This is a genomic window from Lysinibacillus sp. OF-1 (assembly GCF_028356935.1).
In the GTDB taxonomy this organism is placed as follows: Bacteria; Bacillota; Bacilli; order Bacillales_A; family Planococcaceae; genus Lysinibacillus; species Lysinibacillus fusiformis_D.
In genome coordinates, this window is record NZ_CP102798.1 from 731,084 (window position 1) to 746,560 (window position 15,477).

At 38.7% G+C, this 15,477-nt stretch carries 14 protein-coding genes; 12 read left to right on the plus strand and 2 right to left on the minus strand.

Going from position 1 to position 15,477, the window contains the following annotated elements; all coding sequences use genetic code 11:
* Positions 1 to 75: 75 nt before the first annotated feature.
* From NV349_RS03380 to NV349_RS03420, 9 genes are all read left to right on the plus strand, one after another.
* Entirely contained in the window at positions 76 to 1,266 is a 1,191-nt protein-coding gene (locus tag NV349_RS03380) for a DUF4097 family beta strand repeat-containing protein (protein ID WP_271912418.1), read from the plus strand.
* A 242-nt stretch (positions 1,267 to 1,508) separates the two neighbouring features.
* Positions 1,509 to 2,195: a cell division ATP-binding protein FtsE gene (gene ftsE, locus NV349_RS03385; protein WP_036120973.1), complete on the plus strand. Its 687-nt coding sequence runs from the start codon at positions 1,509 to 1,511 to the stop codon at positions 2,193 to 2,195.
* Entirely contained in the window at positions 2,185 to 3,069 is an 885-nt protein-coding gene (gene ftsX / locus NV349_RS03390; RefSeq protein WP_036120971.1) for a permease-like cell division protein FtsX, read from the plus strand. Before ftsE ends, ftsX begins: the two co-directional genes overlap by 11 nt.
* A 54-nt stretch (positions 3,070 to 3,123) precedes the next feature.
* Positions 3,124 to 4,431 carry a murein hydrolase activator EnvC family protein gene (locus NV349_RS03395; RefSeq protein WP_249646027.1) on the plus strand — a complete coding sequence of 436 codons (1,308 nt, stop codon included), beginning with the start codon at positions 3,124 to 3,126 and terminating at the stop codon, positions 4,429 to 4,431.
* A 260-nt stretch (positions 4,432 to 4,691) separates the two neighbouring features.
* Positions 4,692 to 5,324, plus strand: coding sequence for a hypothetical protein (locus NV349_RS03400; protein ID WP_089934824.1), 633 nt, complete (start codon positions 4,692 to 4,694; stop codon positions 5,322 to 5,324).
* Positions 5,321 to 5,908, plus strand: coding sequence for a peroxiredoxin family protein (locus tag NV349_RS03405; RefSeq protein WP_036128486.1), 588 nt, complete (start codon positions 5,321 to 5,323; stop codon positions 5,906 to 5,908). Before NV349_RS03400 ends, NV349_RS03405 begins: the two co-directional genes overlap by 4 nt.
* A gap of 428 nt (positions 5,909 to 6,336) precedes the next feature.
* Complete coding sequence (locus NV349_RS03410) at positions 6,337 to 7,779, plus strand: S41 family peptidase (protein ID WP_089934825.1); 1,443 nt, start codon at positions 6,337 to 6,339, stop codon at positions 7,777 to 7,779.
* A gap of 122 nt (positions 7,780 to 7,901) precedes the next feature.
* On the plus strand, positions 7,902 to 9,083 hold the full coding sequence (locus tag NV349_RS03415) for a PDZ domain-containing protein (protein WP_036120958.1): 1,182 nt from the start codon (positions 7,902 to 7,904) through the stop codon (positions 9,081 to 9,083).
* On the plus strand, positions 9,083 to 9,304 hold the full coding sequence (locus NV349_RS03420; protein ID WP_036120955.1) for a DUF2198 family protein: 222 nt from the start codon (positions 9,083 to 9,085) through the stop codon (positions 9,302 to 9,304). The genes NV349_RS03415 and NV349_RS03420 overlap by 1 nt, the downstream gene beginning before the upstream one ends.
* 33 nt (positions 9,305 to 9,337) lie before the next feature.
* Here the strand turns inward: NV349_RS03420 and NV349_RS03425 are convergent, their stop codons facing one another.
* Both NV349_RS03425 and NV349_RS03430 read right to left on the minus strand, forming a co-directional pair.
* Complete coding sequence (locus NV349_RS03425; protein WP_036120943.1) at positions 9,338 to 9,664, minus strand: AzlD domain-containing protein; 327 nt, start codon at positions 9,662 to 9,664, stop codon at positions 9,338 to 9,340.
* Positions 9,661 to 10,395: an AzlC family ABC transporter permease gene (locus NV349_RS03430; RefSeq protein ID WP_058843818.1), complete on the minus strand. Its 735-nt coding sequence runs from the start codon at positions 10,393 to 10,395 to the stop codon at positions 9,661 to 9,663. Before NV349_RS03430 ends, NV349_RS03425 begins: the two co-directional genes overlap by 4 nt.
* Positions 10,396 to 10,518: 123 nt before the next feature.
* Here NV349_RS03430 and NV349_RS03435 point away from each other — a divergent pair, with 123 nt between their 5' ends.
* The 3 genes from NV349_RS03435 to addB all read left to right on the plus strand — a co-directional run bounded on the left by NV349_RS03435 (position 10,519) and on the right by addB (position 15,476).
* A complete protein-coding gene (locus NV349_RS03435) occupies positions 10,519 to 11,070 on the plus strand; it encodes a helix-turn-helix domain-containing protein (protein ID WP_036120940.1) in 552 nt (183 codons plus the stop codon).
* Positions 11,071 to 11,081: 11 nt separating this feature from the next.
* Positions 11,082 to 11,720, plus strand: coding sequence for a TVP38/TMEM64 family protein (locus NV349_RS03440; RefSeq protein WP_170829911.1), 639 nt, complete (start codon positions 11,082 to 11,084; stop codon positions 11,718 to 11,720).
* A gap of 246 nt (positions 11,721 to 11,966) precedes the next feature.
* A complete protein-coding gene (gene addB, locus NV349_RS03445) occupies positions 11,967 to 15,476 on the plus strand; it encodes a helicase-exonuclease AddAB subunit AddB (protein WP_271912419.1) in 3,510 nt (1,169 codons plus the stop codon).
* The last annotated feature ends 1 nt before the right edge of the window (position 15,477 follow it).

Sequence of the window (15,477 nt, forward strand, 5' to 3'; positions counted from 1 at the left end):
TTCAATTTTGCAGTGAAACTTTTCATATGATGAATCGTATAAATAGTATAACGAACTGAGGGAGGCTATTTATTTATGCAAAATGAACGTCAACGAATTTTAGAACTTGTAGAAAAAGGAACGATTTCGGCACAAGAGGCGATTACATTACTAGAAGCATTAGAGCAACCTGGCAAGTCTACTCAAAATGTTATGGATGATGTGTCAAAAGAGGCGCAATCCTTTTCAACTGAAAAAGAAGAGTCACTATTTGAAGAAAAATCAAAAGATGGTGACAAGAAAAAAGATGATTTTATGAAATATTTCCAAGATGAAATGCAAGATTTTCGTAAGGATTTAACGCAAATCGGTTCTCTTTTTATGGATATGATGAATACCGCTGTTAAAAAGGTAAAGGAATTTGATGTAGCATCTCCATTTGGAGATAAAATTGAATTTACACATACAGAAGAAGTGGCAGCTGCTAACGTAGACAATGTTATTGTTGAATTGCCAAATGGTAATTTCTCATTGGAAGCAAGTGGAGGAGATACGATTCAGGTAGTTTGTAAGGTGAAAGCACCGCTGATGAATGAGAGCGAGGAAGAAACACGCAATCACTTTTTAGAGCAATTTGTTGTAAAAGAGGATGAGCGTTCACTTCGCATTTTAAGCCAATTAAAGCTTGTTCAAGTCAATGTAAAGGTGCAAGTACCTAAGGATAAACTTGAAAAATTATCTGTTCGTCTCATGAATGGTAGTGCGTCACTACAGGATATAGAATTTGAAGAATTAAAAGTTAAAACATTGAACGGAGCTATTAAAGGCACTAAGTTTAATTTTGGAAAAGCGGAAGTGGACTCTTCTAATGGTTCCATTGAATTAACGAATGTTCGTGGTAAGGATTTAGAGGCTGAAACATTGAATGGACGTGTTTATTTAGATGGAGCTTTGGATGAGGTAGAGGCGAAGTCTGTCAATGGACATGTAGTGGTAACAACTTGTTCCACAAATTCATCTAAAATAAAAGCTCAAACAGTTGCTGGAGCGGTGGAAATATATGTCCCACGTACCATTTCATTAAGTGGTAAAGTTGTGACGAATTTCGGGAAAGTAGATGTAGGCATTCAGGATGTTTCTAAAATGGAGTCACAGGACCAATTCCTATCCAAAGTAGTACGCTTTGATAAAGAAGTTGAAAGTGCAAATCGCTTATTTATCGAAGGCGAATCGAAAACTGGCGCCGTTTTAGTGCGCTACACAACAACGGACGAACAACAAATGTAACATGGGAAGCATTCAGGCGAAAGCTTGAATGCTTCTTGCGATTTCAAACAGTATTCGACTTGGTTTATCGTCGATTGCTGTTTTTATTTTTGTCATTTTTTTAATGATAATGGCAATGAAAGAACGAAATAGAAGGAACTGGCACGTATTGAAATGAAACTGTAATAAAAAAACAGAAATAGAGTGCTATAATAGTAAAAGAAATACCTCTTACATAGATGAGAGTTTTAGGTGGTTTAATCATGATAGAAATGAAAAATGTGACAAAGAAGTACCCAAACGGTGTAGTTGCGACAAATGGTATTTCCGTTAATATAAAGCAAGGCGAATTTGTGTATGTAGTTGGTCCAAGTGGAGCAGGTAAATCTACATTTATTAAATTGATGTATCGTGAAGAAAAGGCAACATCAGGGCAAATTATAGTCAATGGTATTGATTTAGCAACATTAAAAAATAAGAAGGTCCCTTTTTTGCGCCGTCAACTTGGCGTAGTTTTCCAGGACTTCAAATTACTACCTCGTTTGAATGTTTATGAGAATGTAGCATTTGCACTTGAAGTAATTGAGGAAAATCCAGATGAAATCCGACGTCGTGTGATGGAAGTATTAGAACTGGTGGGATTAAAGCATAAAGCAAGAATGTTCCCGAATGAGCTTTCAGGTGGGGAACAGCAACGAGTGTCGATTGCACGCTCAATCGTCAATGTTCCTAAAGTGGTGATTGCAGATGAACCAACAGGGAACCTCGATCCTGAAACATCGTGGGAAATCATGAATTTATTTGAGGAAATTAATGCTCGAGGGACAACCATTGTGATGGCGACCCATAACCGTGAAATTGTCAATACGATTCGTCGTCGTGTTATCGCAATTGAAGGCGGTTTAATTGTCCGTGATGAACACGGAGGTGAATACGGCTATGAAATTTAATACAGTAAAGCGCCACTTCCGAGAAAGTGTGAAATCACTTGGCCGAAATAGCTGGATGACCATTGCGTCTGTCAGTGCCGTAACAGTTACGCTTATACTAGTAGGCGTTTTTGCGCTTATTATGATGAATTTAAATAAAGTAGCGACTGATTTAGAAAACGATGTTGAGATTAAAGTTTTAATTGATGAGACAGCAGATGAAGCTGCAGAAAAAGCACTCGTCGAAAAAGTCAAAAAATTGCCTGGTGTGTCAGAGATGACCTATTCCACTAAGGAAGATGAGTTAACTAAGTTAGTAAAAGATTTTGGTGATGATTTTAAGCTATTTGAACAAAGCAACCCTTTACGTAATGTAATCTATGTAAAAGCTGCTGATCCCCAGCAAACAGCTAAAATTGCAAAAGCGATAGATAAATATGAGTATACGTATGACGTTATGTATGGCGAAGGAAAAGTTGAAAAACTATTTAACTTCTTAAATATTAGTCGTAATGTAGGCATCGTACTTATTTTAGGGTTATTATTCACGGCGATTTTCTTAATTTCGAATACAATTCGTATTACTATTATTGCTCGTAGAGATGAAATTGAAATTATGAAACTTGTAGGGGCTACGAATTCATTCGTACGTATCCCATTCCTATTGGAAGGTATGTGGCTCGGAATTTTAGGTTCGATTATTCCGATTGCGGTTGTCACAACCCTTTACCACAATGTATATAAAATTATTGCACCACGTTTACAAGGTGAGCTAATTCAATTACTTGATTTTTCTCCACTTGTGTATCAGGTGAGCGGTCTCCTGTTACTCATTGGCGTGCTTATCGGTGTTTGGGGAAGCTTTATGTCAGTGCGTAAGTTTTTAAAAATTTAGTCACAACGGATATTTGTGAAGAAGAAAAAGAATAGTCGAAGGGGAGTTCAATCGGTGAAAAGTAAGGCGAAAAAAACATTGAAAACACTTGCAGCAGCATCTGCTCTATTTCTTTTTATCCAAACTCCATCAGCATATGCAACAAGTTTATCGGATTTAAAAGAAGAAAAGAAACAAATCGAAACAAAGAAATATGATTTAAATTCATCCATTAGTAATAAGTCAAATGCCATCACGGCTAATCAAGAAAAGCAACAAAAAATCTTAGATCAAATTCAAGCATTGAACGCTGAAATCGACAAAACCAATAGTAATATTAAAAATGTTCAAGCAGATATTCATACAACAAATGAAGAAATAAAAAAATTAGAAGCTTCCATTAAAGAACTTCTGCATAAAATTGAAGAGCGAGATTTATTATTACAAGAACGTGCACGTGCGATTCAAGCTGGTGGCTCGGTAAGCTATTTAGATGTTTTGCTTGGATCTAATAGCTTTGTAGACTTCATTGATCGCTTCTCTGCAGTTAATGCACTATTAGAAGCGGATCGTCAAATTATTCAAGATCAAAAAGATGATAAACAACAGTTAGAAGAGCAAAAGCAAAGTGTAGAAGAAAAACGTCAAAAATTGGAAGGCAAGAAAGCTGAGCTTGAACAATTAAAGGCATCTTTAGATAGCCAAAAAGCTGAGAAAAATAAACTAGTTGACCAATTAGAAAAAGAGCAAGAAAAGCTCAAATCTGAAAAAGTATTACTTGAAAAAGAGTACTCAGAAGCATTAGAAGTAAGCCAAGAATTACAAGATCAAATCATTGCTGAGCAAAAACGTTTAGCTGAAATTGCTCGTCAACAAGAAGCAAAACGTAAAGCAGCTGCTGCGGCGGCAGCGGCTGCAGCAGCCAACAATGGTGGTGGTTCATCAGGTGGTACTGTGAACGCGCCTCAATCAAATGGTACTTGGATTAAACCAACGAACGGCCGCCTAACATCACCTTATGGCTGGCGTAATATTGGAGCTGGCCCTGAATTCCATTACGGTGTGGACCTTGCAAATGCAACAGGAACACCGATTTGGGCAGCGGCGGATGGTGTAGTTTCTTATGCAGCACCACTTAGTTCTTATGGTAATGTTGTCATTTTAACGCACTCAGTTGATGGACAAATTTATACAACAGTTTATGCCCATTTAAGTGCATTTAATGTTAGTGTAGGACAAGAAGTAACACAAGGTCAGCAAATTGCAGCAATGGGTAGTACAGGTCGCTCTACTGGCCCTCACTTACACTTTGAAGTGCATATTGGTCCTTGGCGAGGACAAGCTGTGGGCAGTGTAAACCCACTAAAATATATTCCATTGTAAAATAGAACAGCTATACATTAGAGAATTCTAGTGTATAGCTTTTTTTATTTCATCTATATCTTTAGAAGATAAGAACTCCCTCCTCTATGAGTAACGGCTATTATAAGATTCTATTTAATGTTATGATGAATATATACATAGTGGGGTATTTTTAACAGATGTTAATTTCTGAAGATTTTCTGAACACAGTGTGAAATATTCTTATTTTAAAAGGGTTCTATGCTATGCTGTATCTAACTTTCGGAGGAGGATTTGTTGGAGTGATTAATACAGAGTGGTACTCGATTCGAGCACTAACTTTACCAGCTACTGCAGTGGCTTTACTCATTACATTTTTTATAGTGTGGCTCATATTACGCGTGCAATTTTCAAAAAAATGGTCTGAAGTATATGCTGATGCGATTTTTACATTTCTCATTGTTTGGAAACTAAGCCTACTTGTGACTGATTTCAAAGCTGTTGTGAATAATCCAATGTCATTACTTTATTTCAATGGCGGTACAATAGGTGTTTATCTCGGCGTCATCGTAGTGTCCTTACAAATATGGAGAAAGCGGCACAATCTTCAGCTTGAAAAACAAGATATTATCCCTTGTAGCTGGGCTATTATTTTAACGCAATCTATTTACCAAATGATTGTCGTGCTACTCAATGACAACACTACATCGAGTGAAATCATTACATTAGTTGTGCTAAGTGTATTAACCATCATCATATTATGGAAACTAGCAGCGATGAAACAAGCTTTATTATTGTATACAGTTGGCTATTTGATCGTAGCTCTCTTCCAAACCCTTGGTATATGGCAAACAACTGTGGGTGTGAGTGTAGTACTACTTTGTTTGGGATTAGCCATTCAATATGAACGAATCAATGTGGGAGGTAAAGAATGAAAAAAAATATTGGGCTACTGATCGTTGTGCTATTAGTGATTGCGATGATTGGTACATATGTGAGACAACAAATTAACGAAGAACGTGCTATTGAAAAGTCTGCTCTTGGTAAGGATATGGAGGAGCTAGAAACGGGTTTAAAAAAAGGGGATATACCGCCTGATTTCACCTTAACAAGCTTAGACGGAGAAGATATCACATTAAGTGATTTGCGTGGAAAAAAGGTTGTACTAAATTTCTGGGCGACATGGTGCCCACCTTGTAAGGCGGAAATGCCGCATATGCAAAGTTTCTACGATGAGTATGCTAAAGAGAAAAACGTTGAAATTATAGCTGTCAATTTAACAAGTGCAGAACGGGATGTGACTGCCGATGCCAAAGTAGACACAGTGATGACATTTAGAGATAGCTTTGAGCTAACATTCCCCATTTTATTGGACCCAGACAATGACGCTGGCTTAGATTATCAAATCATCACCATTCCAACCACTTATTTTATTGATTCCAACGGCTATATCCAACGCGCCATCAGAGGACCAATGGATGTAGATATGTTAAATGATTATGTAGATGCACTAGATTAATTCATAAAAAATCTGTTCGTTTTCTATAGTAGAAACGAGCAGATTTTTTATTTTTATAAGAATTAAGGAAATACTCGCGGAGTCAGAGGAAATACTCGCGGAGTCAGAGGAAATACTCGCGGAGTCAGAGGAAATACTCGCGGAGTCAGAGGAAATACTCGCGGAGTCAGAGGAAATACTCGCGGAGTCAGAGGGAATACTCGCGAAGGCAGAGGAAATACTCGCGGAGCCAGAGGAAATACTCGCGGAGACAGAGGGAATGCTCGCGGAGGCAGAGGGAATACTCGCGGAGCAAAGGAAAATACTCTCGAAGCAACAACCAACACCCATGAGAAAAGTGAAATATTCTCTCTTCATAAATTTGAAAGGTAATCTTGTATGTTTGAAAAAATAGAGTCATACAGTAAAAGAGACGGAGGAGGGAAGAATTGCGCAAATTAACGGCCGGTGTCGGAGTCCTGCTTAGTAGTTTGGTGGTAGGTAGTGGTATTTACTTTGATTGGTTTTCTAGTGACGATAAAAAGGAGCTTGTTACGGAGGTTGATACAATTGGTGAAGCCATGACACTTATTGAAGAAAAATCAGTCTACAGCACAAAAAAGGATGCATTGGTGGAGGGGGCTCTTCGCGGTATGGCTGATGCCATTAAGGATCCATATAGTACGTATTACTCCCAGGAAGAGGCCGAGCAACATCGGCAAATGCTGGCTGAGGAAAGGGTAGGTATTGGGATTGAACTAGCAGAAAATAAAGGGAAGTTTATTGTTGTGTCTCCAGTTCGTTCTTCACCTGCTGAGAAAGCTGGTATGCGTTCACTCGATGAAATTGTACAAGTTGATGGAGTGCGTGTAGATGGGAAAACGATGAGTGAATTAATGCATTTAATTCAAGGTGAAAAAGGGTCGAAGGTAACTATTGTTGTCTACCGTCCGAGTGAGGATAAACATATTAAGATGACAATGGAGCGTGCTGCAATCTCTAATAAAACGGTATCGAGTGAGGTTATAAAAGTAGAAGATACAACCATCGGCTATGTGGCTATCTCATTGTTTGGGGAAAAAACGGCCAATGAATGGGTTGCTGAAACGAGTAAATTGCTTCGTAAAGATGTTGAAGGTATTGTGATTGATGTACGTGATAATCCAGGTGGTTATTTACATAGCGTCGCAGCGCTACTGAGCACGGTATTGGACAATGGCAAGGTATTTGCATATATGCAAAATGCGGAAGGTGCTATGGAACCATTGAAAACGCAAACGAAAGGCTTTGATGAAAAATATGTAGCAACGATGAACAAAATCCCAATCGTTGTCTTACAAAATCAAGGTAGTGCTTCAGCGAGTGAAGTATTGAGTGGTGCTTTAAAAGGCTGGGGACGTGCTTCACTGATTGGTGTCAAGAGTTTTGGGAAAGGGACTGTGCAGGAATCTTGGGAGCTATCAAATGGTGGAGAGCTGAAATTATCAACTAATAAATGGCTGACACCAAAACGCGAATGGATTCATGGGCAAGGCATTGAAGCAAGTTTAGTAATTGAGCAAAATGAATTATTTGCTTTTCAACTACATCCACTAACAGGTAAATTTAAAGTCGGTGATATGAGTGAGGAGATCGCCTATTCACAAACTGCCTTACAGAAACTAGGCTATCAAATAGATCGTTTAGATGGCTATATGGATGAAACGACTGCAGAGGCCGTCAACCTTTATCGCAAACAGAAAAAATTAAAATTAGCAGAAGATGAATTTTATATGGATACAACTTTCTTCAATAGCTTAAATGAGACATTAAAAAATTATAAAGCGGATCGTCAAAATGACCAGCAATTCCAGATGGCCACTAGCTTTTTACTGCACACTATTGAACAATAAACCTATCTGACAGAACAAAAATAACATAATACAAAGCTTTCGATGAGTTTGTACTACGCAAGAGTGTAGTCGTTTGATACAATAAATTCATAGTATTCAAGATAGAAATGGCGGGTGTTCGTATGGTTAGTGAGATTTTAATAGAAATTGTAACAGCGATTGGCCGCTTTTTACTCAACCCATTACTGTATATAGTCATAATATTTGCTATTTTTTTAGGATATCGTCGTGTAAAACAGGAGCGTAAATATTTTAATAGACGTATTATTTGGGGCTGGACAGAGTTAATCGGACAATGGAAAGATGGATGGCTTTATGCACTGCTCATTTCTCTTATCAGTATTGTCGCAGGGCTTACTGTACCAAAAGAATTTTTAATCATTTTAATAGTAATTTCTATAGTAGCGCTAGTCCTGTACCTTATTAATGCACTATCGCCCATTGTGACAATGGGTATTGCAACACTTGTGATATGGGCCATGTCCTATTACAATTGGACATTTACTTGGTGGATATTTTCCTTGGAGGGGAGCAATTTAGAGGATGGCGCAATTGTTACGATTACCATTTTGGCAGGCCTTTGTGTTATCGCAGAGGGGCTATTAATCCGTCGTGCTGCCATGAAGGTATCAACGCCTTCCATAGAGAAAACAAAGCGGGGTATGCAGGCTATTGTCTATCGCACAAAAAATGTATGGGTATTACCTATTTTCTTTGTTATGCCTGGTGATGCTATATCGGCTGTATTGCCATATTGGCCACTGTTTACGATAGGTGATAGTAGCTTTGCACTTGTTTTATTCCCTCTTATCATTGGCTTTGCTAAGCTATCAAGAAAGGAATTACCAGTCATAAAATTACCTAAAATAGGGCGATCTGTCTTATTGCTTGGAGAGCTTATTTTAATAGGTGGCTTAGCTGCTTATTTTGAGCCGATGATCGGTTTCATCGTACTTGGTGTTGGGGCAATTATACGTATCATCATCTCTATCTACTTTGCACAGCAGGATAAAACAGATCATTATGCCGTTGCACCAAGTACAAAGGGTGCCATTATCGCAGCTGTTCTTCCTGATTCGCCAGCAGAAAAAATGGGCTTGCTTGCAGGGGAATGTATTCGTAAAGTAAATGGAAAATCTATTTTTACAGAGAATGAGCTATACGAGGCATTGCAATTAAATGCAGCACACTGTCGTCTAGAAGTGTTGGACCGCAACAATGAAATTCGTTTAACACAGCATGTGATTTACAGCAATGATCATTACCGTATTGGTTTATTACTAGCTGAGCCGAGGGAAATATAATGGATGTTTTTGGAAAAATGATATTAGCGCTATTTATACCAGCGATCCTTGTCTTATTGTTTACAAGAATTACCTATAATCGCTATGTTGCGCTGTTATTAGCGATTGCACTTATCGCAGCTTCTGTTTATGCAGGCTATACATCTTCGCCTATTATTTATGTGATGGATGCATTTTCATTAACCGTAGGCTTTTGGTTAGCTAGTAAAATGAAGAAATAAAAAGGTCAGTCCTCTCAAAGGGGATTGACCTTTTTACATGAAAAATCGAACAGCTGCCATAATGATTACGCCTGCAATGACAGTAATCGATAAACTTTTTGTGATAAGTGCAATAATAAGAGTTGGCACAAATGTAACAAAGACGGGCCAATCAAGAGTCACTACTTTCCCACTTTCAGTATCGAATAAGTTTTCAATTACAAGAGCACTTAAGATACAAACAGGTATAAAGCTGAGCCACTTGAGTGCAACATCAGGGAGTGTTACACTACGTACAAAAATAAATGGAATGACACGCGGCAGCCATGTAACAAGTGCACAGCCAATAATAAGCCAGACCATATAAGAAGTTGTTGTCATTTATCTGTCACCACCCCAATTGTTGCGACAATGACTGTTGCTAGAAGCACAGCTACATGTGAAGGCACTAGATAAGAAAGGCCATACATAATAACTGTCATATAGCCGATTAACTTGATATAATGCATGATTTTGCTTTTGCCAACACTGCTCAATTGCAGTACTAACAATGCAACAAACATGGCAATTAAAGCAAAATCTAGGCCCCATTTTTCGGGATTTGCTACCCATTGTCCTAAAAAGGCACCTGCAACACAGGAGAGAATCCAAAAAATGTAGGCTGTGATGTTAAGCCCATCCATCCATTTGCCGTATAATTTGCCTGTTTGCATTTGCTTTGTTACTGCGACACCAAAGGTTTCATCCGTTAATAATGTACCGAAACCAACATTTCTAAGCATAGAGTAGCGCGTAAAATGAGGTGCTAATGTTAAACTCATTAATAAATGGCGTAGATTAACTACAAAAATGGTTACAATGATAGCAGAGGCAGGGCTGCTTGTTAAAAGAAGTGCACAAAAAATAAATTGTGCAGATCCTGCATAAATAAGTATCGTTAACAGGGCAATTTCAAGGACAGATAATCCAGAAGCGGAACCTACAACACCGAATGCAAGTCCTATACTAATATAACCGAGTAAAGTAGGTATGCAATCTTTGACGCCCTGTAGAAAGCTGTCGTTGGAAGGGCTTATGGAATCATCATGATGAAGCTCTGTTGTACTTGTCATAAATAGGCCATCCTTTCTTAATCATTTCCATGTATACTATTGATGGAATTGTTTGATAGTTCTTGATGTTTATTAAAGTATACATATGTCTGATAAAATAAACAATAGAAATTGGTGATTAAAATGGAACAAATGAGTCGAAATTTAGCATTTCAATTAAAGAAAATTAGACAGCAGCGTCATCTAAGTCTAGATGACGTAGCTAAAGCGACAGGTGTTAGTAAAGCACAGCTTGCACAAATTGAAAAGGGTGAGGCTAATCCGACTGTTTCAACAATTTGGAAAATCGCAGCTGGTATGCGCATATCATTCTCTTCATTATTACAGCCACCAACCGCTCATTACATGCGTTATAGCAGTAAGGATGTGCCGCATGTGGATGAAGATGAGGGACGCTATCGTGTCTACTCCATTATTCCGTATAATCCTGAGCGAGGCTGGGAATTTTATAAGGTTGAAATGGAGCCAGGGGCAATTAGTAAGAGTGAAGCTCATACAGAAGGGGTAGAGGAAACTGTAATGGTCATCAAAGGACAAGCAGTTATTTCTGCTGGGGATATGCATGAATTACTGGATGAAGGGGATACACTAGTATTCTCAGGGCATCAGCCCCATGAATATCGCAATACTTCGGAAGGGCTAACAATTTTTCATTTAATTTTACAGTATAAATAGAGGTGTCGATGTTGAGTGAATGGTTTACTGTAGAAAATATTGAACAGGTTGCGGCACAATATCGAACATTTGGCCCAATCATTGGTTTACTGCTACCATTTTTAGAAGCGTTTTTACCTTTTCTGCCATTAGTCGTATTTGTTGTAGCGAATGCAAGTGCATTTGGCTTATGGTTAGGGTTCTTATTATCATGGTTAGGCTCTGTAGCGGGCTCCTATGCTGTCTTCTTGCTTGTTCGCCATTTTGGCAAGCATCCAAGGCTACGATTTTTAACAGGTAGTAAAAAGGTTCAGAAACTTATTAAATGGGTGGATATGAATGGCATCAGCCCTCTTTTTGTCCTCCTTTGTTTCCCTTTTACACCATCTGTTATTGTCAATATTGTTGCTGGGTTATCCCATATTCATAAAAAGTTTTACTTAGTCGTTTTATTGGCTGGGAAGTTCGTGATGATTTTAGGCATGAGTGTGTTGGGCTATGACTTAAAATCGTTATTGACAAGCCCCGTCAGATTGGTCATTGCTGCTGTAGCCATCGTAATTTTATGGTGGGTCGGTAAGCTGATAGAGAAGCGCTTGAACGCTCGTGTGGAAAGAGATTTGAAGCAAGCGCGAAAATTGACGAAAAATCAGGATCATCATGCTCGCTAACCAATTGTTTGTAGCCTCTTTAATTTTTAAAGAGGCTGTTTTTTTGTGTCATTATCTTCTCACATGAAGGTTGATAGATAGTATTTACTAGTTTTTTTCGATAGAATTTAAGATAGACGATTAAAGTTGCTGTAATATAGGTACGTTAACTAACTAGCAAAGGAAATGCTCAAAAAGCGTATCAAATAATCAAATCATCAAAAGATTCACCCAAAATGGGCAAGTCAATGAGGAGGGGGAAAGAATATGTCATTGCGTATTGTTTCAGGACGTTCAGGAACAGGAAAATCCGCATTTATTCATCAGGAGATCATTGAACAGCTTAAAACGGAGCCATTGGGACATCCGATTTTCATAATTGTCCCCGACCAGATGTCTTATTCTACAGAATATGAGTTGACGAATAAGCATGGTTTACAAGGCTTGATCCGTGCACAAGTGATGACGTTTAAGCGTTTAGCGTGGCTGGTTTTACAGGAAACTGGCGGGATTGCTCGCAAAGAAGTGAATGGCTATGGCTATCGAATGCTCATTCGTAAACTTTTAGAGGAACAAAAAAGTGAGTTTTCCTTATTTCGACAAGCAGCAGGAAAACGTGGCTTTACGGAGGAGATTGAAACACTTTTAAAAGAATTTAGCCGCTATAGCGTCAATAGCTCAGTCTTAGCAGAGGTAACGGAATCATTAAAAGCAATTGATGCTCCAAATACCTTACAGGCTAAAGCAAATGATTTACATGTAGTGTTACAGGCCTTAGAGGAACGACTAGGCACGACATATGTCGACAGTGAGGGCTATTATCCAATTTTAACAGAGCAATTGAAGTATGCTGATACGATGAAGCAAGCAACCATTTATATTGATGGATTTACCGCCTTCACTGTACGGGAGTTAGAATTAGTACGTGAGTTGTTAAAAGTAACTAAACAAGTAACCATTGTTCTTCCGTTTGATCATTCAGATGAAGCGTTTGATGAACAGGCACTATTCCATGAGGCGGCTTTAACAAATCAACGGTTGCATGACATCGCCAATGAAGAGGGCATCGATGTTGATGCACCATTACATTTTTACAATACTAAAAGGTTCCATTCTGAAGATTTGCAGCATGTGGAGGCTAAATTTACTGATTTGGTGCCCAAAACGAAAAAATCTTCTGGAGATGTGATGGTACTTGAAGCGTCTAATCGTCGAGCCGAAGTACATGCGATTGCCCGGGAAATAACAAAGCTGACAAGAGAAGACGGTTATCGTTATCAGGATATAGTTCTTTTATATAGACAAGCAGAGCTATATGATCCACTTATTACAAGTATTTTCCAACAATATGAAATTCCTATTTTTACAAATACAAAAAAGACGATGTTACATCATCCACTAATCGAGCTAAGTCGTTCTGCACTAGAGGTCATGACGTCTACTTGGAAGTACGAACCTGTTTTTCGTAGTGTGAAAACAGATTTATTTTTCCCATTACATGCTGAGCTAACCATCTGGCGTGAGCGAGCAGATCGATTAGAAAACTATTGCTTGGCACAAGGCATCTATGGAGAACGGTGGTTTGAGGAGGCACGTTGGTTTTATAAAAAGTATCGTGGATTAGAATTCCATTCGCGTGTTCAAACAGATGAGGAACGTGCTATGCAGGCGGAAATCGAGGCTATTCGAGATGAAATTCGTCTACCGTTAAAGAATTTACAAGATAAGCTTGATAGTGCGAAAACGGGTAGAGATATTGCGACTGCATTATTTGAGCTAGTGGAGTCATTACAGGTTTATGATAAGCTTCAAGCAATGAAAGATCGTGAGCTAGAGCGAGGTGACGCATTAGCAGCGAGTGAACATGAGCAAGCTTGGAACGAATGGATTGGTGTTCTTGACCAATTCGTCTATATGTTTGGGGAGCAAGAAATGACTTTGGAGGAAGCAGCTAAAATTCTTGATGAAGGGTTTGATACGCTAGAATTTTCTCGCATTCCGCCGACCTTAGATGAGGTCATGGTCGCTACTGTTGATTTAGCCAGATTGTCTAATATCAAAGTTACTTTTGTAGTGGGTATGAATGATGGTGTTTATCCAACTCGAATGGAATATGAGGGTTTATTGTCAGATACAGAGCGAGAATGGTTTAGCCAAATTGGCTACGAGCTTGCACCAACCTCCACCAATCGTTTATTACAGGAAAATTACTTATTCTACCGTGCTATTACAACACCATCTGACAAGCTGTATATGACATATCCTACGGCAGATGAAGAGGGCAAGGCACTGCTATCCTCTCTTTATATCAAGAAAATGATTGGCAATGATAAAACAGCTGGTTTATTAAGTGAAGTTGTCATTGAGCGAGTGGTGATGGATCCCATTGAATTACTTAACGGAGATGTTTTACCCTATTTACGCCACCCTCGTACGGCTTTAGCGCATCTGATGGTGCAGTTACGTCAAGCTGAGCATAGCCGTGAACTAGCACCAGAATGGCTAGCATTACAAAAATTTTATAAACAAGATCCGTATTGGGCACTCATTTTTGAGCGTGTCCTCTATCCGATTACCCATAAAAATGAAGCTGAGCCACTTGAAACATATATTACACAGGAATTATATGGTCAGAAGTTAACATCAAGTGTGTCACGAATCGAGAAATACTTTAGATGTCCATTTTCTCATTTCACTACGTATGGTCTACGTTTAGAAGAACGTGCTGAATACCGACTTGAAACCTTTGCGATGGGTGATTTATTCCACGAGGCATTAAAGTGGATTACAGAAGAAACACATCGCCAGCAGTTATCATGGATTCGTTTAACAACACAGCAAATTAAACAATTAGCACGACAAGCAGTAGAGCAAATTGTGCCTGTCTTTTCACATCAAATTTTATTGTCGAGTGCTCGTTATCGCTATATTCAGCGTAAGCTTATTCGCATTGTTGAGCGCACAATGACTGCACTGACACAGCATGCTAATGTGTCCCATTTCAAGCCTATTGCTATTGAGGCGTCGTTTGGTCCAGGGCAGCATGAACAGCTACCACCACTTGAAATCGATTTGACTAGCGGCAAGAAAATGTTTATGCGAGGACGCATTGATAGAGTGGATAGTGCAACAATCGATGATCGTTCTTATTTGCGGGTTGTCGACTATAAATCATCAGCTCGAGATCTGGATTTAAATGAGGTTTATTATGGATTGTCCTTACAAGTCCTTACGTATTTAGATGTAGCAATGGAAAATAGCTCTTATTGGCTACCTGGTCAAACTGAACCAGCTGGAGTACTGTATGTCCATGTCCATAATCCAATGTTAAAGCTAGATAAGGATTTAACAGATAGTGAAATAGAGGAAGATCGATTAAAGCAATATAAAATGAAGGGCCTACTGTCAGAAAATGCTGAGGCGATTTTATCGATGGACGAGCAATTAGAAGAAAGTAGTGGGCACTCAAAAATTATTCCTGTATATATGAAAAAGGATGGGACACCGTCTGAATCACAATCACGCATTGTTCCTGTCAATGATATGAAAAAGTTACAACATTTCGTTCGACGTAAACATCAGGAAGCAGGGAATGGCATTTTATCTGGTGATACAGCCATTAGCCCCTATAAATTAAAAGCCAAAACAGCATGTGATTACTGTCAATTCGCCGCGGTTTGTCAATTTGATCCTTCAGATGGTAAACAAAGCTATCGTCAGTTGGCGCAAGCGAAGCCGAATGACATTGTTGATAAAATTCGGAAGGAGATGGAGTAGC

What these genes read in the sequence shown, in the direction of transcription:
- NV349_RS03380 (WP_271912418.1), top strand. Translation starts at nt 76, where the DNA reads ATGCAAAATGAACGTCAACGAATTTTAGAACTTGTAGAAAAAGGAACG.
- ftsE (WP_036120973.1), top strand. Translation starts at nt 1,509, where the DNA reads ATGATAGAAATGAAAAATGTGACAAAGAAGTACCCAAACGGTGTAGTT.
- ftsX (WP_036120971.1), top strand. Translation starts at nt 2,185, where the DNA reads ATGAAATTTAATACAGTAAAGCGCCACTTCCGAGAAAGTGTGAAATCA.
- NV349_RS03405 (WP_036128486.1), top strand. Translation starts at nt 5,321, where the DNA reads ATGAAAAAAAATATTGGGCTACTGATCGTTGTGCTATTAGTGATTGCG.
- NV349_RS03415 (WP_036120958.1), top strand. Translation starts at nt 7,902, where the DNA reads ATGGTTAGTGAGATTTTAATAGAAATTGTAACAGCGATTGGCCGCTTT.
- NV349_RS03420 (WP_036120955.1), top strand. Translation starts at nt 9,083, where the DNA reads ATGGATGTTTTTGGAAAAATGATATTAGCGCTATTTATACCAGCGATC.
- NV349_RS03425 (WP_036120943.1), bottom strand. Translation starts at nt 9,664, where the DNA reads ATGACAACAACTTCTTATATGGTCTGGCTTATTATTGGCTGTGCACTT.
- NV349_RS03430 (WP_058843818.1), bottom strand. Translation starts at nt 10,395, where the DNA reads ATGACAAGTACAACAGAGCTTCATCATGATGATTCCATAAGCCCTTCC.
- NV349_RS03435 (WP_036120940.1), top strand. Translation starts at nt 10,519, where the DNA reads ATGGAACAAATGAGTCGAAATTTAGCATTTCAATTAAAGAAAATTAGA.
- addB (WP_271912419.1), top strand. Translation starts at nt 11,967, where the DNA reads ATGTCATTGCGTATTGTTTCAGGACGTTCAGGAACAGGAAAATCCGCA.